The following is a 23070-nucleotide window of genomic DNA, read 5'->3' as shown; positions in this document are numbered from 1 at the left end:
GTACTCCGCGTTCAGGTTAGTCCGGCGCGCTGGACTCAAAAGCACTGTGTGGGGAGAGGGCAGGATAGGGAATCGTGTGCGATTCCCCGGGATTCCTCCCGTTGCCCCCACTCCCCACCCGCTGCGCGATTGCATGGAGGCAATCCATGCCTCGTGTAGAAACCACGATCGACAGCTTCACCAAGAACGCATTCCACGCGCTGGCCAAGCGCTCAGGAGTAACGGAAGCCGCGCTGCTCCGGCGCGTGATCGCGACCCTGGTCAGGTCGAATCCCAGCGGTCCGGTCAACAAGGCCGCCGAGGATCGACGCTCGATGCGGCTGTCGGTAGGGGTTACGCCTGGCCTCTTCGATGCCATCACCCAGGCTGCCAGAGACGCACACACGACCCGCCCCAGCATCGTGCTCGGGACGCTGCGCTCGCGGTTCCTGGATGCACCCACGCTGCTTCCGGTCGAGTTCGAAGCCGTGTCCAAGGCCGCCTACGAGGTCGGCATGGTGGGCGTCAACCTCAATCAGCTCGTCCGCTCGCTTCATCAGGGCCAGCATGTCGGCTTGGCTGCCTGTGAAGGGGTAGTGGGCGAAACCGCGGCATCGCTCGACACACTGCAAGGTCAGATCCGCCGATTGATCGAGACCGCCACTGTCCGCTGGGGACCGACGGAGGGCTGGGAATGAATCCGTCGCTCGAGTCCCTTGACCGGCTGTTGCGCGGCCCCGTCCGCTGGCGCCGGGAAGCGCCCGACCAGCCCGCCAAGCGCCGCCGCACGACCCTGGCCGAGGACCTGCAGACCGTCGCCCGCGTCACCGCCCGCACGCCAGAGGTGATGGTCCGCATCTCGGGCAAGGCCAAGGGGGCCAAGCATGTCGAGGAGCATCTGCGCTACATCACCCGCGAAGGCGATCTGACCGCTGAAGACGAGAACGGTCGGTTGGTTCTTGGCCGGCGGATGGTCAAGGAAACCGCAACAGCATGGATGGCGGGCAGCGAGATCAACCGGCGCAAGAACAGCCGGGACACGGTGAACATCGTGCTGTCGATGCCGCCTGGCACCGACAGGGACAAGCTGCTGGACGCTGCGCGCCAGTTTGGCCGGGAGACCTTTGGCGATCGATACGCCTACCTGCTTGTCCGGCACGACGATACGGACCATCCGCATTGTCACCTGACGGTGCGCTCGCTCGGCTTCTCCGGGCATCGCCTGAATCCGAACCGGGATGACCTGCAGACATGGCGCGTCACCTTCGCCGCAGCCTGCAGGCAGCACGGGATTGCGGCAGAAGCAACGCCCAGACGGGTTCGTGGCGTTGTCCGCAAGCCGAAGAAGCAGGCCGTACTCCATGCCGACAAGGCAAGGCGCTCATCCGTTCAGAAGGCGAAGCTGCAGGAATCGCTTGTAGCGGTAAGCCGCGAGAACGGGCAATCAGACCCGCGTGACAAGGCGGCGGTAGACGCACAACTGCGGGTGCGCAAGGAGTGGAAGCAGGTTGCCCATGACCTCGCCAAGACGACGGCAGAGTCAGGCCAGGCGATGGCGAGGCAGATCCAGCAGTTCCTCGCACGGATGCCAGCACCGGAAACCGAACGGATGCAGATCCAGAAGCAGCTGCGTCAACACCTCCACCAACAGAAGGATCACGACAATGAGAAGCCCGAAAGGTCGGCTTGAAGACCAGGCCAGACTTCAGAGCGGGGAGTCCGGCCGCGCAATGAGGATGTTCCTCCTCACCTACGAGTACGGCAGCACCACCGTTCCGCTTGCCCGTTGCGCGGAACTGTTCGGCTACTCGCCAGACGAGGCCGCCAAGCGGGCTGCACGTGCCGCCTTGCCTGTTCCGGCTTTCCGCTGCGGAAGCCAGAAGTCGCCCTGGCTGGTCAATGTGGAAGACCTGGCCGACTACCTCGAAACACAGCGCCGTCAGGCCCTGCAGGAATGGAAGAGGGTCAACGGCGTCCCATACCAGCTGTCCTGACGATGCACCACACACACATCATCCAACGGGTGAAGGGTCACGCCCCGCCGCAAGGCGAAAGCTCCAGGCATCCCTCCTGCCTCCGGTCACACAACGCCGGCAACTCACGCCAAAGGAGCGGACACATGTCCCTGCCAACCAGATCCACGCCTGCTGTCATCACGGTCAGGCCCACCCGCGTCAGAACCGGGGGCCCGAACCCCACACCACCGCCGGACGACTTCCATCACCGACTCAGGCGACCATTCGCGATCGCGATCTACATGGCGCTTGGCACGTGGATGGCGCACCTGATCGCTTCTGGCTTCAGCAGTACCGCCGCCTTCTGGGTCGGGATCACAGGCATGTGTGCCACTGGCCTCGTCCTTTACCGCGAGCTATACAAAGCCGGCGCGATCCTCAACTGGATCGTTGGCGCACTCATCGTGCTTGCCACGCTCCTACTACCAGCCGTTTTCACGCATACGCCACTTTCAATCTTCGGACTGAGTTCGAACCACTTCGGAGCCATCAGCCTGGGATTGGCGATCAGTTGGTTCGCACATGCCTTGAGCCGGATCAACAAGGGAGAGCCGCCATGCCGAACCGCCCTCTGATTCTTGCCGGGCGCGGCCATGCTGACGCTGGCTGGCTGCTCCGAGTCCGAACCTGCAACTGATGCAGCCCTTGCACCCCTGCTGGGTGGCGAGATCCCGGACTGCCTGACTCTTACATCTCCTGCACATCGGGAATACCGGATTGCCGCTCGCCGCGAGTGCTTGGCGCAGCCATCTCTCGATGCTCGCACGAAGTCCAAGGGCTGTCTGATCCAACAGGAGATCGGACGCTGCAGGACCACGAGAGAAGCCAAGGCGAACGGCTATGGCATCGAACAAGTGCAAGCCGAGCAGGCAGCTGCAAGGCGCTGACAAGGAGAACGGAACATGGAACCAGATGACCTGATGATCGCCCGCTTCCTGCTTCAGAACTTCCAGCCCGCGATCGAGAACTTCGTGGTTGACGGCAGCACCACCGTCATCGGCGTCATTGCCGGACCGGCAGTGGCCTTGCTTACCATCTACGTCCTGTTCTGGGGCGCAGCGATGGCCTCGGGGCAGATCTCCGAACCCTTCACCGATGGCATGACGCGGATCATCCGCATGATCGTCATCGTCGGCCTGGCGCTGACCGCAGGCCTCTACCAAACCACGATCGGCGAGTTCTTCATGCGTGCGCCGATGGAGATGGCGGCCCAGATCGCCTTGCCCGGAAGCGACCCAAGCGGCGGCGACCTGGACTCGATCGCGACAGCCCTTGACCAGGTAGGCGCCAGCGGTGGCGAGTTCGTCACCAGGGTCTACCAGGAAGCCATCTCGCTCCACTCGGAGAGCTTGATCGGAATCAGCGCCACCGGGCTCGTCTACGAGTTCACGGCGGTGTTCTTCTTTCTCATTGTTCTGCTGACCATCGTTTCCGCAGCGGGAATGGTGCTGGTGACCAGCCTCGGTCTGACCGTGCTGCTGGCCATTGGGCCCCTCTTCATCCTGCTTGCCCTGCTGCCAGCAACCCAGCGATGGTTCGAGGCATGGATGGGCCAGGTAGTGAACTACGCCATCAGCGTCCTGCTCATCATCCTGACCGCCAGCCTGGTGTTCAAGATACTCGACACCTACTTCGCAAGCATGGCCGGCGTGAGCGTCGCGGAACTGGTGATGTACACGTTGATGGCTACGGTGATGTCGGTCTTCACCATCGGAGTGATGTGGAAGATGCTTGGCGTTGGCGCGGCCATTGGAGGAGGTGCGGCTGCATCTGCAGGAGGCGCCGCAGGTCGGCTGGCAGCAATGGGGACCGGCGCGACTCGCATGGCCGTCACGGGGCATTCCAGCCGCGCGATCACTGGGGCCGCGGCGCAGCGGACTGCACGCAACGTTTCGAGTACCGCGAAAGCCGGATACAGGACGGTGAAGGCTGGGTACGAGATGGCCAGAAAGCGATTCAGATCGCCCAATACAATCACGGCGCGCTAGCCAGATCTGCCCTCTAGGGGATGGGCCAATCATCCCAAAGGCTTGCGCAAAGGCACTTTACTGCTCAACCCTCGGCATGCTTTTCCTCTCAACTGATCATTCGAATCTACTACGTACCGTCTTGCGCTTTGAATAAGCTGAACTGTCTTCTAGGCTCTGGACGCGCGTTCGATAAAAGCAGCCCACGAAGATTTTCCAGTATCTGTTGTGCTAACAAGCTACTGTCTACTGCTCGAATCTCAGCCAACAAGCTAACAGTCGCTGGAACGTCCGTAGGACGTATCGCCCTTTCATCTATTGTCACGAATGGACCATCTGTCTCCGTCAACAAGCGATCGCTTGGCAGTGCCCGCAAGATCGGTCGCATCTTCTCGGAACGAATCATTTCCATGTTGACTGAAAAGCAGCAGCCCATCTCGATGGCCCTAGCCATCTCAGACCTTGTCCCGGTGAACCAATGCAGAACAGGAACGCAAGTTCGACTCGGCAAGTTGGCCTCTAACTCGCGCAAAACTTTCGAGACGGATCGCACGCTGTGGATGCTCAGCACTTTGCTGCCTTGCTCGTCACAGGCTCGGAGGATCCTTGCGAAGATGCGCCGCTGTTCTTGGAAACTGGCGTAGAACCGAGGGCCGGCATCCAGCCCAACTTCCCCTACGTACTGGGTACGATGAAGTAGCTTCTCGAACAATGAGAGCTCACCCGCTCGCTCCGCAACTAGCTGCGGATGCAATCCTAACCCTACTAGCACATAGGGATAACCAACCGCCATTTCCGCATTGCGTTCGAACGCCTTTGGAGTGGTAGTCACTCCAAGGGTAACGATGCTCGCTTCATCGCACTGCCGCAGTAGACGCTGATGATCCCGATACAGATCCAGATGACAATGGAAATCGACCCATCTTGAAGTTGCTGGGATCATGCCTGTCAGTCTAGGGGCCTCGCCTCCACGTTCTCAAGGAGACTGGCCACCTCCTCCAAGCCGTCGCGATACACGGCCTCATAGTCGTCCCAATCGTTCGGAAAGTCTACCAACGGTCCAGGCTTGTGGATATCGAAGCGGGCACGCTCAGGCTTGCTCCTTAGTCTGGCGATCGCAATCTGGAACGAACGAACATGCTGACCCTCAGCCTTCTTGCTATCGAGGATAGTAGCTTCTAGATCGACGAGCTGATACTCCGTCCCGTCCTCCCCTAAACCCCTCTTCAACGCAGCGCGTCTAATCAGACAAGGAACGCAATGCCCGCAATTCTTTGATTGTCTCCGTTCCTCGTCAGGAGAGAAACGCGAGTTGGCAGGAGAAGAACACGAGATAGTATTGGCCGCCTGTGCTCGGAGTAGTGCTTGATCCGCACATTGCTCCACCATCTCTCCCTTTGTCATGTGTCGATAGGCGTTGTGCAATGAGCATCCCAGCCCAAGCTGAGCCAGGAGATCGTTGAATCTTGCCATGTAGTACGGATGCGTGGTTCGAGTGCTTAAAGAGCCCAGGCGTAACGGGTCTAGCGGCACGTTGAGAGAGATAAGCCCGTTCTCCGGGACATGAATAGTGATCTCTCCGCCAATCGCATCTGCCGACATCGCCGCCAGCGCAAAGAACAGGAATGAACGCCCCCTCAGGGTATTTTCCATCAAGCTACCATCCACCGTCCCCTTGGCGAATCCGACTCTGGCACGCACGGAGTAGAAAGGGACATCCTTGAACCGCTCTGCAAGAGCAGTAAGGCAGAATTCTTGATGCTTGCTGGTGACACTATCCCAATAGTGACTGACGAGCAGAACGCTCTCGCCTTCTGCCAACAGGTCGACCGCGCCAATGAAGCTGTCGAGACCGCCGGAGAATAGGCATACCGATGTTGGCTTTTCGGCATGGGTTTCCGTGAATGGCTCAAGGATTCGTTCTACGGACCGGGATCTTGCTCGAAAGGACAGTGTCCAAATGTCTCCGGTCAAGAAGTTGAGCGTTTTCTCCAAGAGTGGCGTTGCACGGACCCATGTCTGCTGGTCGCGAACGGGAATGCAGACCTCCAACTCCCTCGTCCATCCATCTTGTGCCTCGACACCTCGCTCAACACGCGTATCAGCCGCCGTCACCGCGGCCGCCAACACAGCCAGATCCAATGACATCTCGGATGGCTGCAAGCTCAACTTCTCAAGCTTTCCCAGCATGCCCCCGAGCAGATGATCTATGTCAGCAAGGCCGTCGTAATGGATTTCGGTTACATGTGCTCCTGAAAGCCTCGGTCGAACCGCCCTAGTATCGTCGGCGCCGATACGAAAAACGATCGCTTGCCTACTCATTCCACGTCTCCCGCGGTTGCAGAGACCAACTCAAATGCGGCTTCGTAAATCCTATCGACGAGCTCGTTAACCTGCTGGTCTGTCTTCTCCGAGAGCCCGTCGAAATGCTGGCCAAGATGGCCGCGGACGCAACCGGCGATAAAATCATGCAACTGCTGCTGCACTTTCTCAACACCGTCCACAGTGTCGGGAAGATCGATCGAATGCTTGCCTATGTCGGCAATCACGCGCCCTTCGATGGTGCGAATGACGAAGTCTTGGAAGAACTCAGACAATTGTTCTGACGACATCTCCTCGATGCGGCCGACACCCGCTTCGGCCAGATCGGCGATGGCATCCAGCAGCGCCTGTCTGGCGATCGCTTCGTCCAGGCGTCCGCCCGGGGGACAAATTCCCTCTACAAGCGCGACAAAGACATCCCCCGCCGGCCGCCCCGCGAGGTTTCCCAAGTTGAAGCGCTGCAGGGCCGCCGTGGCACCCTGACTGTTTATATCCCGGATGACCTGCAGGAGCTGTGACCCAACGCCTCGGGAAGCTCCCATCCGACGCGCCGCCTTACGTGCCGAACCGGTGCCGTTTCGCACGTACTGCGATACCGCTCGCCTTAACGTTGCCGAGTCGCCGCTATGCACAAATCGGGTGAAGTTGCCTTTTGCTCCACTGAGTACGCCTGCAGACGAAGTATCCGGCGACGCGGCTGGGACTCTGGGCGGCTGACCCGGTGGAGTTCCGGATGCACCATCACCACCTCCGGGGACGACCGCAGGAGCCGCGGCGCCCGCTGCCGTGTTATCGACCCAGCTGGGGACAAGTCCCGAGGGCGACCCCCCATATCCCTTTGATGTCCCCATAGGTCACCTCATCCCCTTTTTTCTTTGATCTGGCTGATGAGCTCTGCTGCCTTCTTGAGAGTTTTGTTATCGGTCTGATCCGACCATCCTTTCAGTACCACCTGGTACTCACCTTGGACGGTGCGATCGGTGAATACGTTGCCAAAGACCGCCGGCGCCCATGCACCAAGCTTGTCTGCCGAGAGTTCCTGTGCAAACTCAAGCAAGGATCCTTCCAACTCTGGACGTACTTTGACCAGTTCCACCAGACCAACAACTCCTGCCGGCTGAGTGGAGAATGCGTCCTCTTCGAGGATCCGAAGTCTCACGGTGTCAAAAAGCTCCTTGACTGCCTGCGCCGTCAGATCGCGCGCTCTTTGTGCGGCAGTCTTTGCTTTCAGGGGAGTGGCCATCAGCTCGTCAGCGATCTGTCCGAGTTGCGATGTCGCACCGGCACCGCCCAGCGACATCCGCTTGTCCCGGGTGACGAAGATATAGGGTCGAAGATCTATGCTCGCCAACGGCGGTTGAATGCAGGCCCACGTATGGATCCAGTCAATTTTGACCCAATCCTCAATCTCCTCAGGAACCGATGGCTTGCCCGGCTTTCCTCGCAGAAGGGTGCCAGGTTTCGTTGATTCCGCCGGAGCAAGCGCGCCGGAAGCGGCCACGAACTCCTCAAGCCGCTTAAGGCGTAGCGACCTGCCGTCATCAGATGCGCTGGCCTCACGCGCCACTTCTTCGAAAAAGTCCGCTTTAAACCTCTCCGCGAGCATCAACTTCCCGAGGACCTTCATGGAGATGTCTCCACCAAACCCCCTTGCTTCACCAATCTCTTTTCGCAGCATCATGGAGTTTAGGAAACGCTTGATCTGACGAGGGTTGCCTTTAGTTCCTTCGGCAAGCATTGCTGTCAATTGTCCCGCGAGCACCATCGCCTGGTCCGCTGCTTGGGGAACATTCTTCCCCATTGATTCCTCCATTATCCGGGGAGTGATGCCGTGGCTTAACCACGGGCGACGCATGTCCTCTCGGGCCGCACTGAGTAGTTTCTTGAAACCTTCGTTATCGGCGCCGTATTCCGCCTCCACCAGCAGAAGCGTGATGTACGTGCGAGTTTCCGCTACGCCAAGGGAGGGGATTCGGAACGGAACCTGGATCAGCTTCTCTAGATAGTTGCGCGCGTAGCTGACGGGACCAGCTGAGGGGGGCAGGTCTGGGAAATGCTCCTTGACAGCGTATTCGATCATCATCTCGTCCGCGCCAATGACAAATGCGGTGCGATCCACAAAGAGGAAAAGCCGGATTGCCTCGAGAGTGCTGATCGCGGTCGCTGGCAAGCAGCGATCCAGGTCATCCACCATCACGATCAGCTGCTTGATCTCGGCCGCCTCCAGCAATTCGACGAATTCTTTGCGGAATGCATGTATGTGCGCAGGAACGCTGTCCTCCTCCGCATCCTTGAACAGACCGGTGGTTTCGTCTGCAAACCCCTCGATATCTTCTCGCGTGAGGTCCGCTGCACTCTTCCCTAGCGCCGACCTGGCGGCACCTATCAGATCCCCGATTTGGCCGAAGGTCGGCATCCCTGTCGCAACCGTAAAAGCAAGACCTCCCGCCTTCTTCGCCGCCTTCAGCCAATCAATCCGCTTGAACAGCTTTCTCGCCGCGTCCTTGACCTTCTGTACCTTCGGCCTCGCCCGCTTAATCTCATCGATGATCGTTTCCAGTACAACGGTCTTGGCATCTTCGAACCCCTCGAATGCCCAGCCGTTGAACCAGATGCAGAGGACTCCATCCTTTCCTTCGAACGCGGCCTGCGTCATCTTGAGCACGCTCGACTTTCCTGCACCCCAATCGCCGTGCACGCCTATCGTTACTGGTACGCCTGGGCTCCCCTGAATTAGCTTCACGACGGTCTTGGCTATCGCCTCGTACTGCAACATATCGGTTGCAGTCTCGTGGTCGCTTATGAACATGCCACCCCCCGTTTCCATACTTAGAACTCTCGGCCGCGCCGGCCAATAGCAGTGCTGCGTTACGAGTTCGACGCTGGGTTAGTTTCGATCAGAACGAGGGAAGTCGTTCATGCACGCTTACCAGCCGGCAAGAATCCGCTATGCCGTCCGATCTAGCGGCGTTTAACGATCGAAAAACTACTGGCAACGAAACCCGTCATATGTGGCTTTGCCCCCTCGGACCACTATACGGCGAGCGACTCGCTCGGATCACAGCCAGATACAACCCATTTGCAACACAGCAAGAGGCAATCAGCCTAACTGATTGTTATACGTATGGTTTTTTGGAATGACGATCCAGTCCATCATCGGGGCGACCGACAGGCTTACGGAAGCCTCATATCGCGATGTAGCGCGCAAATCCAAGTGCTTGGCCCCGGCTCCGCCGTTGTCGGCGTGCGTATGATCGATCAATTCCGGCGAGTTTTCGATGGCAGGCGGCGGCACGAGGGCTTGGCGCACCAACTGTTCCCTCGAGGCGGGTCGCGCTGGCTCTGGCATTGCCGGCGATGGACCCGACACGACGGTGCGGGGAGGGTGCCGGCGGCCCTGCTGTCCGCAGGGTGGGAGGGCTTGCGTCGGCTGCGCCCCGAACCGCCATCTCATTCGAACGGAATGTTCGATATTCACCGTCGAGTTGCCCAGGGCGAAGCCGCAGCCCGCGTCCATTGTTCCGCCAGCACGTAGTTCGATGTACTCCAGCCCGGATGCATTCGAATCGTGGGACTCGAGCACCAGGTACCAGTCGTCCCCGCTGAGCCGTATACGGCCCGCGCCATCTTCGCGCTGCATGCCCGCATGCTGGAGTTGGTCGACGATCCTGTCCTGGAGCGGGCGCGGCACCGCGAGGCTCACCCCCACGATGTCCTCGAAATTCCGGCCATCCTTCCATCGCACGGCCAATGCGTCGGCTCGGCGGGTGCGGGGGACTGTCCCGGCATTTCCCGACAACCAGGACACGAATTCCGGCCTGTCATCGCCCATAGCACCAGCCGGGGATTGTCGCTGGTGGCATCGACCTGGATGGCGTCGTACCAGGGCACCAGTGGATCCGTGCGGCCGAACTTCACCTCGGAGTGGCGCACATCCGCGCCGTAAGCTGCACGCCACGCCTGCTCCAGTGCCTCAAGGTCGGCGGCTGCGTCCAAGCCCATTGCGATCCCCGCCTTGCCGACCGGCTCGCCGAAGCGGTTGCCGGGCGCGAAGAATTCCAGGTAGGTGTTGCGTCCACGGAGAAACAGGCGGTCGCTGTCATCGGTGGGTTGCTGGAAGTGCGGAAGACCTGCGTCCGGTCTGGCCAACGCACGCTCCACCCACGGACTGTCGCGCAGCGCAGCGAACGTCTCGGCATCCAGGACGACGTACAGGTGGTTGAGCGCTGGCCGCGGCAGCGCTTCTGCGGCGCCGCCGGATGCGTCGGCAGTCGGCTCGCGCTCCGCCCAGGTCGGGCTGAGCAAGCCGATGCCCAGGCAGGCAACCGCCAGAAGGCTGGCGGAGGAAGGACGCCGCCGCTTCACGGCCTCGCGCCTCGGGCGTGCTGCCTGACATTCCGGACAGCACTCGGGGTACCGAGCTGTCATTGGATCACTGATCGCCGTCGAGGCTCACCACCGCTTGGTCAACGTCAGCCGGACGGCGCGCGGCGGCTGCGGATAGAGCTGCGCGAACCCGCCGGTGATGTAGTAGCGCTTGTCGGTCACGTTGTCGACGTTCAGCAGCAGGTCGATGCCATCGCCGAACGCGTAGCGCGCATTCAGGTCCAATCGCGTGTACCCCGGCAGGAACAGCGTGTTGGCGGTGGTGCCGGCCTGCTCGCCGGCATGGAAGACGCCACCGCCCACGGTCAGCCCCGACAGCACGCCGCCGAACGCCCATGAGGTCCAGAGGCTGGCATGGTGGCGCGGCACGCCGGCGAGCCGGTTGCCGACGATGAAGGGATCGGAATCCTCGTGGATGGTGGCGTCGGTGTATGCGTAGGACGCGACCAGCGTCCATGCGTCCAGCGGCCGGATCGACATTTCGGCTTCGACGCCGCGCGAGCGCAGTTCGCCGGCCTGGATGACCAGATTCCAGTCCACCGGGTCGGCGACCACCGCATCGGTCTTGCGCAGGTCGAACGCGGCCAGCGTGGCTTCCATGCGGCCATCGAGCAGGATCGACTTGATGCCGACCTCGACCTGCTCGCCACGCGTGGGCTTGGGCGTCAGGCCGCTTTCCAGCAGGCCGGCGTCGGCCTCGTTGCGGAACGATCGTGCCCAGCTGGCATACAGCGACAGGTCCGGCGTGAGCATAAAGGTCAGGCCCGCGCGCGGCGAGAACGGCGTGTCGCGACGGGTCACGGCCGGGTCGACGCCGCCGGTGTAGAACGCCAACGTGTCGGTGCGCTCATAGCGCCCGCCCAGCAGCAGCCGCCAGCGGTTCCAGGACATCTCGTCCTGCAGGTACAGCGCCGTGGCCTCGAACTCGTAGCGGCTGTCGCCGACGTCGAGATAGTTGTCCGGCCGCCCGGTCGGCTGCGGGTCGTACAGGTCGATGGGATTGCCGTAAGAGATGCGCCCGCCCAGGTACGCCAGACGATCGACGCTGCGCTCGGCGCCGAACATCAACCGGTGCTGCACCGGGCCGGTGGACCAGCGGCCGTACAGTTCGGCCTGCAGCGTGGAGTCCTTCTGCGTTTCGCGGTAGCTGACGAAGTTGCGGTTGACCGTGGTGCCGCTGAGCGTCGGGAAACCGTAGTTGAAGAACTCCTCTTTCGGCACGTCCACGTCCGACCAGTACGCGCCCACGCGCAGGCGCCAGTCGGCGCTGAGCACCCGATTGAACTCCAGCGCGCCGACCAGTTGTTCCTTGCGCACGCGCATGAAGTCCTCGCCATAGTTGCGGCCGATCGGCACCTGCAGGAACAGCGGGCTGTTGCCGAGGCCGCGATCGAAGGCGGCGTCGCGCTCCAGGTATTCCAGCCGCGCCAGCAGACTGGTGTTCGCGTCCGGCCGCCATTCCAGCGTCGGTGCGATGAAGGTCTGGCGGTTGTCGATGCCGTCGCGGTAGCTGTCCGAATCCTCGTGGGCGAAGTTGAGGCGCGCCAGCAACTTGCCCTCCCCGTCGAGCGGTCCGGTCAGGTCGACGCCGACGCGGGCATGGTCGTCCGAGCCCACGGTCAGCGCGGCCGACGCCGCGAACTGTGGCTGCGGCCGCTTGGACACGAAGTTGATGACGCCGCCGGGTTCGAAGCGTCCGTACAGGGCCGACGCCGGCCCCTTCAGTACCTCGATGCTCTCGACCGCCTGCAGGTCGATCTCCGGTTGCGACATGCTCTGGCGGAAGCCGTCGCGCAGGGTGCTGATCGCCTGGAAGCCGCGGATGCGGAAGCGCTGGTTGCCGGAGAACCCCATCGTGCGTTGCACGCCGCTGATGGTCTCGGTGGCCTGGCCGATGTTGGTGACGCTGCGCAGGTCCAGCAGCTCGCGCGGCACGATGTTGACGGTGAACGGCGTTTCCAGCACCGGGGCGCCGGACTTGGTCGCGGTCTCGCCCGGGATGCGGCCCAGCGGCCTGCCGTACACCGTCACGGTGTCGAGGTCGGTTGCCGTTGCGGTTGCGATCGTGGTTCCGTCGTCGTTGGCGACGACGGAATTTGCCACGCTGGCGAGCGCAAGTGCAGTGGCGACACGCAGGCATTGGGACATCGGGGATTCCTCTTGCTGAAGGCGGGAAAGAAGTTGGGAAAAGGTTTGGGGACCACCGGTACGGCATGCACATCGACCAGCCCGTTCTGCAGGAGCGGGCCATGCCCGCGACGCCGGTGCCAGCCCGGTCGCGCCCATGGGGCGCTCCTACATTCGCGAGTCGGCGTGCTGCCGCTCCGTGCGCTTTCAGGCCGGGCCGCGCCCGGCCCGGCGCAGTGCGAGCGTCGACAGCACGAGGGCCAGCCCCCACAGCACGAACAACGGCCAGCGCACGACGCGCCACGCGCTTGCGGCATCGGGTTCGACGAACGCAAAGGTGGGCAGCGCCTGCAATCGCTGCGCGTCGAGCAGTTCGCCACCGAGCATCATTCGCCCGGTGCGTTCGCGGAAGTCGACCAGGTGCGCTCGCGACTGCGCGATGAACGCGCCGCGGCGACGCTCGTCGGTGCCAGCGGTGGCGATCAGTCCGCGCTGCAGCATCAGGGCCGGCGTCGCGAACTGCCAGCGTTCGACCGTGACCTGCTGCGCGGCCAGTGCTTCATCGAAACGACGGACGACCGGTGCGACCGCCTCGTCCACCAGGCGCGAGGTCAGGAAGAGGTTGGTCGCCCAGGCCGGCAGGTTGCTGCCCGCGGTCGCATCGAGTTCGGGATGGTCGTGCGCGTAGTCTCCCAGCAACGCCGCCCCACGCTTGATGCCGGCGATCTCCTGCGCGCGCGCGGTGGCGATCAGCTCGAAGCGCGACGGCGGCGGGTGCAGTTCGCGCGACACCAGGCCGGCCAGCGCCGGCAGCGCCAGCACCAGCAGCACCCATGCGGCCAGCAATGCCAGCAATGTCTGGCCTTCGCGCAACCGCCACGTCCCCACCCACGCCACCAGCGCCCACCAGAACGCGAGGTAGCCGACCGCCAGCGCCAGCGCCCAGCCCATCCGCAGCGTGCGTTGCGCGGGATCCGGCGCATGCGCCCCGCCGAACAGCCATAGCCACGCGAACACCAATAGCAAGGGCACCAGCAGCAGTGCGGCGCGCGCCAGCAACCGGCCGGCCAGCAGGCGTCGCAGCGGCACCTGTTGCACGGCGAGTACGCGATCGAGCCTGCCTTCGCGCTCCTCGGCCAGCACGCCATAGCCCAGCGCGATCACCAGCAGCGGCAGCAGGGTCTGGATCACGAACGCCAGGTCGAAGCGACCCTGCACGAGCGCCAGCGGACTGTCGATTTCGTAATGTCGGAACAGCTCGTGCTGCTTGCGGAAGGTGAACGCGGTGGTCGCGCGTGGGTCGAGGTCGGCGCGACCGCTGGCGATGTCGGCCAATGGCGCAGGCGGCAGCACGATCGCGCTTTCGGCATTGAACGCCGGCGCGGCCCAGCTGTCTCCGGCGGCGATGGCGTCCAGCAGCCGGGTGCGCCCCTCCGCCGCCGACGTCGTCGCGGCTTCGGCCTGCGCCTGCCATTGGCCGGCGAACTGCGCGCCGTTCCAGCTCGCCAGCATCGCGAACACGACGGTCAGCAAGGCCACCACCACGCCGACACGGCTGCGTGCCAACAGTCGCCAGTCCCACAGCATCGTTCGCAACAGGCTCTTCATCGTGCGGCCTCCGTGCGCGCGGCCGCACGCGATGCCAGCCACAGCGCCAACATCAGCCACGCGACCAGCAACAACCAGTCCAGCCATTGCCGCGCGGCCAACGCGGCGTAGCGCGGCAGCGCGTAAACGAACTCGGGAACGCGGTTCCACAGCGATTCATCGGCCAGGTAGGCCATGTCCTTGCCGGCGCCGTGCCGGATCAGGTCTTCGTCGAGCGTGCGCACGATCACCCGGCGCTGCGCTTCGGCCTGCGCCATGAAATCGACGTGGTGGGCGATGTCGGTGCCGGCCGTGGCCATCGACACCTGCTGCAATGCCGGCAGCGGACCGGCCAGCGCGCCGACGCGGCGCCAGCGTTCCTGCGCGCGGTAGGCATCGCCCAACGCGCCGAAGTGGCGGTCGAAGACGATGTGGCCGTAGCGTTCGCCTTCCTGCAATGCAAGCCCGGCGAAACTCACCGGCAGGTCCTCGACGCGTTCGACGCCGTACTCGGCCAGGACCTGTTGCTTGAACGCCTCGCGGCGCTCGTCGGCTGGATCGTGGCCGTCGATGCCTTCGCGCAGGTCGCGCTGGATCGCCTCGGAAAACTCGCCGGCAGTCGGTACCGGCGCCATCGCCTCGGCGACGCCGATCGCGAGGCGCGGTGCGATCAGCGTCGCCAGCGTCCATATGGCCAGCAGTGCGACCAGTGCGGTGCGCGTGCGCGTCGCCCACAGCGATACCGCCAGCGCCAATGCGATCCACACGCCGAGATACAAGGCATGGCCCAGCGTCCAGGCCAGCGTGCGCAGCACCAGGTCGCCACTGTCGTCCGCACGCGCCCAGGCCGCGGGCAACTGCGCCAGCGCGAGCAGCAACAGCGGCACGCCGAACACCAGCGCGAGTGCCAATGCCTTGCCACGCAACAGCGTGCGCGCGTTGGCGCCGCCGCCGAGCAGCAACGGCAAGGTACCGCGTTCGCGTTCGCCGGCCAGCGCATCGAAGGCCAGCGCGATGATCAGCAACGGCAGCAGCAGTTGCAGCAGCCAGGCCGGGCTGAGGTCGGCAAGGCGGCCCAGTTCCACCCGGTCCTCGGCGGCGCGCAGGTTGGCCGGGTCCTGGTAGTGCGCTTCCAGCCAGATCGCGACGCCGGCATAGGGGCCGATGCCCGGATCGAGCGCGGCGATCGGCGCCAGCGGCCGGAATGCGAAACGCGAGAAATGCGCGACGCTGTGCGGATTGCGTTCGCCCTGGTTGGCGAAGGTCTCGCGGTCGGTGGCTTCAGCGGCGATGCGGTCGCGCTCGGATGCGGCGGTGCGCTGGATCGACAGCGTCGCCGACAGCGCACCCAGCAATCCGATCAGCAGCAGCACCACAGGCAGCCTGCCCTCGCGCCACCACAGGCGCAGCGTCTGCGTGGCGACGGCGCGCGCGGCGCTCATGCCACGTCGCGCAGGTGGTGCACGTACAGCGCCTCGATCTCGGCGGCGCTCATCGTACGCGGATCGACCATGTCCACCAGCCGGCCCTGGCGCATGATGCCGATGCGGTCGGCCATCTGCTGCGCGCGGAAGATGTCGTGGGTTACCGCGAGGATCGCGTGGCCGTCGGCGGCCAGTCCGCGCACCAGCGCGACCAGTTCGTTGGCGGCCTTGGGATCGAGCCCCGACAGCGGCTCGTCGAGCAGCAATGCCTGTGCGCCCTTCGACAGCGCGATCGCCAGGCCCAGCTTCTGGCGCATGCCCTTGGAGTAAGCGGACACGCGGCGGGCATGCGCATCGCGCTGCAGGCCGACCTGCGACAGCGTGCGATGCAGTGCTTCGTCGTCAGGGCGCGGCTTGCCGGACAGGTCGGCGAAGTAGCGCAGCGTCTCGATCCCGCTCAGCGCCGGATACAACTGCACGACTTCCGGCAGGTAGCCCAACCGCGCGCGTGCCGCTTGTGGATCGGTGTGCACGACGCGCCCGTCTACGCGCGCCTCGCCCGAAGTCGGCGCCAGGAAACCCAGCAGCAGGTTCAGCGTCGTGGTCTTGCCGGCGCCGTTGGCGCCGAGCAGGCAGACGACCTCGCCGGCGTCCACCGCCAGGTCCAGGTCGTCGAGCGCGATGGTATCGCCGTAGCGTTTGCCCAGCGCGTGCGTTTCGAGCAGCGGCATGCCGGTGTCTCCTTTAGAAGTCGTGGTGCCGGTCATCTGGTGGCGGACCTTGGACATCCGTGCTAGCGCTCCAGGTGCGCAGTGCTCCGCTTCATCGCCTAGAAATCCCAACGAACGCTGGTGCGGAACTCGTCGGCAACGGAATCCACGCCGCACACACGCAGGGCCTGCACGTCCTGGAGGGTGATGGAGGCCGGCGTGCCGACCAGTGATCGGCCTGTGCGCGTGGCAGTGGCACCACACGACCCAGTTCCCTGGCAGTTGGCTCCTGCCCTCGAGCGACCCCCGGCAACAACAGAACGGCCCACGCCTTGCGCATCCGATTCCCCTGATGTATCAATGGCAGATATGTTATTACATAACATCGTAAGATTGGGGGTCGCCTCAAGTCCCTACCGCGACTCTCTTTCGCCATCGTTGGCGCCGCCAGGGGTCATCGGCGTCGCGGCCGAGGGATCGGGACAGGTAGCGTTGGTCAGTCGATCTGCGGCCGGACCCTGCGCGTCTCCAGTACCTCCCAGCACCACCGCGCGGCTCGGTAGGTTTCCGGAGACCACATTGAGTCCCCTCGTTCCTCTTCCGCGCGCTTGGGCGAACCGCCTAGGGATCGCAAATCGGCCCACCTGCCTGCTGATTTGCGCGTTCTGGACGTGTGCCGTGGGTGCCCAGCCCGCTCCGGCGGCGGGTGTGGCGAACATCGTGCGTTATCCAGCGGCGGACTTTGCCCCTTACGCGCCGCAAACCGCACTGGACATGGTCAGGCGCACGCCAGGCGTCGTGCTGGACGAGGGCGACGAAGACATCCGTGGCTATGGCGCTGCCGGCGGCAATGTTCTGATCGACGGGGTGCGCCCCGCCTCGAAGGCCGGCGTTATCGATGCGTTGAGCCGCATTTCCGCAAGCCAGGTCGAGCGGATCGACGTGATTCTGAACGCCTCCACTGCCGAGGCGCAGGGGCAGGCACTGGTCATCAACGTCATCCGAACCGAACGCACGGCATCGGGTACGTGGTCCGCTGAGATCGAGCGCAACGGCAATGGCAGGGTGTATCCCCGGCTGGAGGCCAGCTACGCCAGGACCGTCGGAAGTTGGGAAACCTCGATGCGGTTCAGCGGGCTGTGGGAAGAGTTTCCGTTCCGCACGCTGCGACTGGTGCGCGGCGCATCCGGGGACCTGCTGTCGTCCGTCGAAACCGACCTTCCCTCGACGCTCGCCATGAACTATGTGTCCGGCGATGCGCGGCGGCCACTGGCCGGCGGCATGCTCAACCTGACGGGCCGCTTCGGCCGCTACCACTATTACTACGACCAGCCTGGCGACACCTACCTCGGTCGGTTGCCCGATGGCGACCCCGACATCACCCAGGTCACGAGCTACGACGAGGGGCGCTGGGACCTCGAACTCGGCGCCGACTACACCCGCGACCTCGGCGCATGGCGCTGGAAGACGCTTGGGCTGCTGACCGCGAAGGACGGCGTTGAGTCCCAGTCCGATCCACGTCGCGATCGGGAGGGCACGCTGTTGTCCGACACCACGGTGGACGCTACCGCGCGGCCGCTGGAACTGGTGGCGCGAACCACCTTCGCACGCGTCGACGCCACCGGGTGGAAGCCGGAAGTCGGCGTTGAGGTGGCCTACAACCGGCTCGACAGCACTTTCGCGCTGTGGTTCGACGACGGCACGGGTCCGATTCCCATCGCCCTGCCGGGTGCCGATGTGCTGGTGGAGGAGTTGCGCGGCGAAGCCTTTGCGAAGGTCAACAGGAGCTGGACGCCGCGCCTCGGCGTCGAAATGGAACTGGCCGTGGAGACATCCGAGATCTCGATAAGCGGCGATGTCGAACAGACGCAGTCCTTTGTCTTCTTCAAGTCGGCCGTTGCATTGTCTTGGCGACCCGGCGACCGGTCGCAGTGGCGGCTGGGCATGCGTAGACGGGTCAGCCAGCTCGATTTCGGCGACTTCGCAGCATCGGCATCGCTCAACGACGGGACCACGGTCGCCGGCAACCCCGACCTGGGGCCGGACCAGGCCACGCGCTATTACGCATCAGTCGACTACCGCGGCAGCGGCGACCTTGCGCTCAATGTGGAGGCCTTCCACGAGGATCGCCAGGACGTGCTCGAGCAGGTGCTGTTGCCCTCAGGCGCCGTCGGCCTGGCCAATGCGGGCGATGCCACCTACCGCGGCGTCAAGGCATCGCTGACCCTGCCGCTGGATGCGGTACTTGCGGCCGCGCGGCTCACCATCGATGCAACGGTGCTGCGCAGCAGCTTCGATGACCCCATCATCGAGACCGCCCGACCGCTCTCGCGCGTGTACTCGCCGTTGGTCAATGCCGAGTTTCGCCATGACCTGTCGGCGCGCCGCTTCAGCTGGGGCGTGACGTGGAAGGCCGCCAACGAAGGTGCGATCTACCGCGTTGCCGAGATTGATCGGCTGCGCGTGGCTGACAATTTCGGTGCCTTCATAGAATCCGGCGCGCTCGGTGATTTCAAATTGCGGCTGGCGGCGCGCAATGCCGACACACTGCGCAACCATCGGAGTCGCCAGTTCTTCCGGGGAGATCGCTCAGCAGAGAGCGTGCAGACTGAGGAGCGTCGACAGCGCAGTCCGATGTTCCTGACGCTGACGCTCAGCGGAAACTTCTGACGCAACCCATTGTTGACTCGTCATCTCGCACGTTCCCACTGCGCGTTGTCGTGGGACAGCCAGCACCAGTGCGACTTCGGTCCGTCAATGCCCCGTCTCTGGGAGAGATGAGTGACTGGTACGCGGCGGTGCCCCCCATGGCACCGCATCTTCGCAGGCAAGCAGCCGGGACCGAGGCGCTCCCGACGGCGACGACAGCCTCTGCCGACACGGCAAAACACCGTTGAAGAGAGTGGGAACGTAAAAAGGTGCGGTTCAAGTGGCGACGTTGGCCGCTTCTCCGATCCCCACCATCTGAAGTATTGACGACAAAAAAGAATGTTATAACATTACCTAATACTGGGGAAATCGCTTGATGAAGAATTTCATGGGTGGGTGCTTGGCAGTCCTGGCTGTCTTGGCCGCTTCAGACAGCCGGGGGCGAGAGAAGGACGAAGACGATGCTTCGCACAGCTCTGACGAAGCGGTAGCGCTCGACACTGTCCGCGTGACCGGTCGAAGGATCCGCAGCTATTCCGCCGACGACACGTTGACCGGGACTCGCGTACCCACTCTGCTCAAAGACCTCCCTTTGTCGGTCGGCGTGGTGTCGCAAGAACTCATCGAAGACCGCGGCCTCACTCAGCTATCCGAGGCACTGGACAACGTCTCCGGGGCTCAGCGAAAGCAAGGTTACGGGGGCACGCAGAACTTTGGTGCTTTCATTCGTGGGTTTGACCAGGGGTTCCTGACGTTGCGCAATGGCCTGCGGGACCCGGGCTTCTACACGCTGCGCGACGTTGCAAACGTAGAGCGCTTCGAAGTACTGAAAGGACCGGCGTCGATCCTCTACGGCGCCGTGAATCCGGGTGGAATTACCAATACGATTACCAAGCAGCCCCTCGCGGCGCCACATGCACGCGTGAGGGGCATCTTCGGCAACTTCGATCGTTATCGCGCCGAGGCAGATGTGGGGAGCTCGATCGGCGAGGGGGAAGTGCGCTACCGGATCAATGCCGCCTACGAGGATTCCGGCAGCTTCCGCGACGGCGTGGACAATAAAAGTGCGTTCCTTGCGCCCGTGGTTGCATTTCGCCTGGGCGACGCCACGCGGCTGGCCCTTGAGGCCGAGTACAAGCAGAGCGACTTCGTCTGGGACCTCGGCCTGCCCCGCGATCCTCGGTCGCTAACCGTGCCGGTCGAACGCTTCCTGGGTGAGCCCGGCGCGCGCAACGACGTGGCTTCGCTATTTGGCGCCGCGACACTCGAACACCGCATCAGCGACGCGCTCTCGCTGCGCGCTGTGGTCGGCCGGTCCCAGACCGAAGGCGACTACAATTTGCGCTCGCCGCTGAACATCACCAATGACCGCACGGTCAACCGCGTCGCCTACGCGACCTTCGAGGAGAACGAGACCGACAACGCTCAGGTCGATCTCGTTACGGCGTTCTCCACCGGCCCGTTTGCGCATCAGCTCACAATCGGCGCCGAGCACTATTGGGCCGTTCAGTACTACCACTTCGACTTCCAGACCCTGGCGCCAATTGACCTCTACGCACCGGTGTATGGGGCCCAGCCCGGCCCCGGTTTCCCGCTGTTCTCAAACCGTGTGACATCGGACGCAAGCGCGATCTACGTACAGGATATGATCTCCATTGGCGGGCAGTGGAAGGTGCTGCTGGGTGGGCGCTATGACGAAGTTCGCAGCCGGAACGTCGACGCGCTCGCTGGCGCGCAGGTGCAACGGAGCCGGGACGATGCATTCAGCCCACAGGGCGGCGTGGTCTTCCAACCCAATACGGCAACCAGCCTCTACGTCAGCTACGGTCGTTCGTTCGTACCGATAACATCCGGAAACACTGCTACTGGCCAATCGCTCGCCCCGGAGACCGGCGAGCAGATCGAACTGGGGGTCAAACGCGAGTTGTTGGATGGCCGCGCGAACATCACGTTAGCCGGGTACGAGATCGTCAAACAGAATGTCTCCACGCCGGACCCCGACAATGCGTTGTTTCGTGTGCAAACCGGTGAGCAACGCTCCCGCGGCGTCGAACTGGACCTGACCGGGGAGATCCTGCCGGGATGGGACTTGATTCTGACGGCCTCGCACATCGATGCGGAGGTCACGCGCGACAACCGGTTCGCAGTGGGGTCGCGCCTGCCCGGTGCGCCTGAGAACAGCGCGGGGCTATGGACCACCTACGACTTCAATGGCGCGTTGAAGGGCCTGTCGATCGGCGGCGGCGCTTACTACGTGGATGATCGCCAAGCCGGCCTTCCGAACAACGCGTGGACGTTGCCTTCCTACATGCGATTCGACGCGATGATCGCCTACGACATTGGCCCACTGTCGCTGCAGCTCAACCTGCGCAATCTGGGGGACGAGAGAATCTACGATCTGACGGGGACGACGATCATCCCGCAGGAGCCACGGTCCGCCGTGCTGCGCGCCACTTACACATTCTGACGCCTGCATGATTGCGACCATCGCTCGACGAGAAATGCTGCTGCAGGCGCGCGACGGGCGCCTCCTGGTGACCGGGCTGCTCGTGATCGTGCTGATAGGGGCCGCCGTGATCGCAGGCTGGCGCGACCACGCGCGCGGCGAGCAAGAACGAAGCCTGTTTGCCGAACGATCCTACGCACAGTGGCTGGATCAACCACCAAAGCACCCGCACCGCGCGGCGTCTTTCGGTATCTACGTCGCCAAGCCAGAATCGCCCCTGGCGATCTTCGAATCCGGTTTACGCCCGCACGCGGGCCGGACGCTCTGGCTTGAGGCGCATAGTCAGACCGCGTTTTCGCATGCGCCCGCCGACGACGACCTCGCCGCATCGGCAGGGCTGGGTGAGCGAAGCGGCGCAGCCTTGTTGCAGTTGCTTGGGGCATTGCTTGCCCTTGTCCTGGGCGCACTGTCGGTTGCTCGCGAGCGCGAGACAGGCCAACTGCGGCAGATCCTCGCGCAGAATGTCTCGGCGGCGCGCTGGGTAGCCGGCAAGTACGTGGGGCTTGCCGCTGCGATGGCGGTCCCGCTACTCCCGCTGGCTATCGTCGTGATGGCCCTGCTCCTAACGGTGGCTGAGGCGGGCGAGCGCGCCGACACGGTATTGCGAGCGTTCGCGGCGTTCGTCGGAAATGGCGTTTTCCTCCTCGCAATGCTAGCCGTCGGCATGACCATTTCGATCCTGGTGCGCTCGTCGCGGACGGCACTCGTCGCTGCCTTGGCCATTTGGGTTGCGAGTTCGCTGCTGGCGCCGCGCGTTGCAGCGCACCTGGCGAGGACACTGGCGCCTACGCCGGACGCGGCGACATACGCGAAGGCCATTGGAACCGAGTTCGCCACAGGCTTCGAAGGCGAGCCCGGTTGGGACGAGCGTCTCAAGCGACTTGAGCGGGCCACCTTGGAGCGGTATCGCGTAGCCAGTCTCGACGATTTGCCCATCGGCTTTTCGGGTTTGCGCATGCATGCCATGAGCGAGTGGAGCGACCGCATCGCCGAACGCCAGTATGCCCGCCTGCTGGCGATCTACCGGCGCCAAGAACGGATTCGTATGGCCGCTGTAGCGGTCTCTCCCGCGATCGCGGCAAGATCATTCTCACACGGTATGGCCGGCATGGATTGGCCGCACTACCGCCACTTCGCGGACGCCGCCGAACACTATCGCCGCGGATTCAACACGGTAATGAACGATCTCATCGTGGAGAGAACGCGCGGAGATGCCTGGGAAATGCTCGCGGACCGCGACGATTGGGCACGCGTTTCCCGCTTCGTCTACCAGCCGCCCAGTGCGGGATGGGCGTTGCAACAGGCTGTGGTCCCGGCCTCGTTGCTAATGGTCTGGCTGTTCGCGGGCTGGTCGCTGCTCTGGATCGCCGCCCGTAGGCTCCGCCCATGAGCGGTAGA

Annotated in this window: 18 protein-coding genes; 8 read left to right on the top strand and 10 right to left on the bottom strand. The window is 63.5% G+C overall.

The genetic code is table 11. The features are described 5' to 3' along the window. Positions 1–146 precede the first annotated feature (146 nt). The 5 genes from JMO03_RS10750 (at position 147) to JMO03_RS10730 (ending at position 3982) form a co-directional block, all read left to right on the top strand. On the top strand, positions 147–677 hold the full coding sequence (locus JMO03_RS10750; RefSeq protein WP_202843205.1) for a hypothetical protein: 531 nt from the start codon (positions 147–149) through the stop codon (positions 675–677). Continuing rightward, on the top strand, positions 674–1669 hold the full coding sequence (locus JMO03_RS10745) for a relaxase/mobilization nuclease domain-containing protein (RefSeq protein WP_202843204.1): 996 nt from the start codon (positions 674–676) through the stop codon (positions 1667–1669). The genes JMO03_RS10750 and JMO03_RS10745 overlap by 4 nt, the downstream gene beginning before the upstream one ends. 46 nt (positions 1670–1715) lie before the next feature. Then, complete coding sequence (locus tag JMO03_RS10740; RefSeq protein ID WP_202843203.1) at positions 1716–1973, top strand: pyocin activator PrtN family protein; 258 nt, start codon at positions 1716–1718, stop codon at positions 1971–1973. A 125-nt stretch (positions 1974–2098) separates the two neighbouring features. Then, positions 2099–2569: a hypothetical protein gene (locus tag JMO03_RS10735; protein ID WP_202843201.1), complete on the top strand. Its 471-nt coding sequence runs from the start codon at positions 2099–2101 to the stop codon at positions 2567–2569. A 327-nt stretch (positions 2570–2896) separates the two neighbouring features. Next, positions 2897–3982, top strand: coding sequence for a TrbL/VirB6 family protein (locus tag JMO03_RS10730; RefSeq protein WP_202843199.1), 1086 nt, complete (start codon positions 2897–2899; stop codon positions 3980–3982). A 109-nt stretch (positions 3983–4091) separates the two neighbouring features. On the opposite strand, the gene qatD is transcribed toward JMO03_RS10730, so the two are convergent. The 10 genes from qatD to JMO03_RS10680 all read right to left on the bottom strand — a co-directional run bounded on the left by qatD (position 4092) and on the right by JMO03_RS10680 (position 16595). Then, on the bottom strand, positions 4092–4904 hold the full coding sequence (gene qatD / locus JMO03_RS10725) for a Qat anti-phage system TatD family nuclease QatD (protein WP_202843197.1): 813 nt from the start codon (positions 4902–4904) through the stop codon (positions 4092–4094). 5 nt (positions 4905–4909) lie between these two features. Further along, positions 4910–6283, bottom strand: coding sequence for a Qat anti-phage system QueC-like protein QatC (gene qatC / locus JMO03_RS10720; protein ID WP_202843195.1), 1374 nt, complete (start codon positions 6281–6283; stop codon positions 4910–4912). Further along, positions 6280–6867, bottom strand: a complete 588-nt coding sequence (gene qatB / locus JMO03_RS10715; RefSeq protein ID WP_337926402.1) for a Qat anti-phage system associated protein QatB — start codon at positions 6865–6867, stop codon at positions 6280–6282. The genes qatC and qatB overlap by 4 nt, the downstream gene beginning before the upstream one ends. A gap of 275 nt (positions 6868–7142) precedes the next feature. Next, positions 7143–9092, bottom strand: a complete 1950-nt coding sequence (gene qatA, locus JMO03_RS10710) for a Qat anti-phage system ATPase QatA (RefSeq protein ID WP_202843191.1) — start codon at positions 9090–9092, stop codon at positions 7143–7145. A 291-nt stretch (positions 9093–9383) separates the two neighbouring features. Next, on the bottom strand, positions 9384–9986 hold the full coding sequence (locus tag JMO03_RS10705) for a hypothetical protein (protein ID WP_202843189.1): 603 nt from the start codon (positions 9984–9986) through the stop codon (positions 9384–9386). Further along, a complete protein-coding gene (locus JMO03_RS10700) occupies positions 9983–10648 on the bottom strand; it encodes a DUF5829 family protein (protein WP_202843187.1) in 666 nt (221 codons plus the stop codon). The genes JMO03_RS10705 and JMO03_RS10700 overlap by 4 nt, the downstream gene beginning before the upstream one ends. Positions 10649–10735: 87 nt before the next feature. Further along, the gene (locus JMO03_RS10695; protein WP_202843185.1) at positions 10736–12817 is read right to left on the bottom strand and encodes a TonB-dependent siderophore receptor; all 2082 of its coding nucleotides are present in this window, start codon (positions 12815–12817) and stop codon (positions 10736–10738) included. 186 nt (positions 12818–13003) lie between these two features. Next, positions 13004–14404: a DUF3526 domain-containing protein gene (locus tag JMO03_RS10690; protein ID WP_202843183.1), complete on the bottom strand. Its 1401-nt coding sequence runs from the start codon at positions 14402–14404 to the stop codon at positions 13004–13006. Beyond that, positions 14401–15825, bottom strand: coding sequence for a DUF3526 domain-containing protein (locus tag JMO03_RS10685; RefSeq protein ID WP_202843182.1), 1425 nt, complete (start codon positions 15823–15825; stop codon positions 14401–14403). The genes JMO03_RS10690 and JMO03_RS10685 overlap by 4 nt, the downstream gene beginning before the upstream one ends. Then, positions 15822–16595 carry an ABC transporter ATP-binding protein gene (locus tag JMO03_RS10680; protein WP_238346069.1) on the bottom strand — a complete coding sequence of 258 codons (774 nt, stop codon included), beginning with the start codon at positions 16593–16595 and terminating at the stop codon, positions 15822–15824. Before JMO03_RS10680 ends, JMO03_RS10685 begins: the two co-directional genes overlap by 4 nt. A 600-nt stretch (positions 16596–17195) precedes the next feature. On the opposite strand from JMO03_RS10680, the gene JMO03_RS10675 reads away from it, so the two are divergent. From JMO03_RS10675 to JMO03_RS10665, 3 genes are all read left to right on the top strand, one after another. Then, the gene (locus JMO03_RS10675; RefSeq protein ID WP_202843181.1) at positions 17196–19187 is read left to right on the top strand and encodes a TonB-dependent receptor domain-containing protein; all 1992 of its coding nucleotides are present in this window, start codon (positions 17196–17198) and stop codon (positions 19185–19187) included. A 355-nt stretch (positions 19188–19542) separates the two neighbouring features. After that, the gene (locus JMO03_RS10670) at positions 19543–21633 is read left to right on the top strand and encodes a TonB-dependent siderophore receptor (RefSeq protein WP_202843180.1); all 2091 of its coding nucleotides are present in this window, start codon (positions 19543–19545) and stop codon (positions 21631–21633) included. A 7-nt stretch (positions 21634–21640) separates the two neighbouring features. Beyond that, a complete protein-coding gene (locus JMO03_RS10665; RefSeq protein ID WP_202843178.1) occupies positions 21641–23062 on the top strand; it encodes an ABC transporter permease subunit in 1422 nt (473 codons plus the stop codon). The last annotated feature ends 8 nt before the right edge of the window (positions 23063–23070 follow it).

The organism is Luteimonas saliphila, assembly GCF_016774335.1.
GTDB lineage: Bacteria > Pseudomonadota > Gammaproteobacteria > Xanthomonadales > Xanthomonadaceae > Luteimonas > Luteimonas saliphila.
The sequence above is the reverse complement of the archived record's forward strand: the minus strand, read 5'-3'. Positions and strand labels throughout refer to the sequence as shown.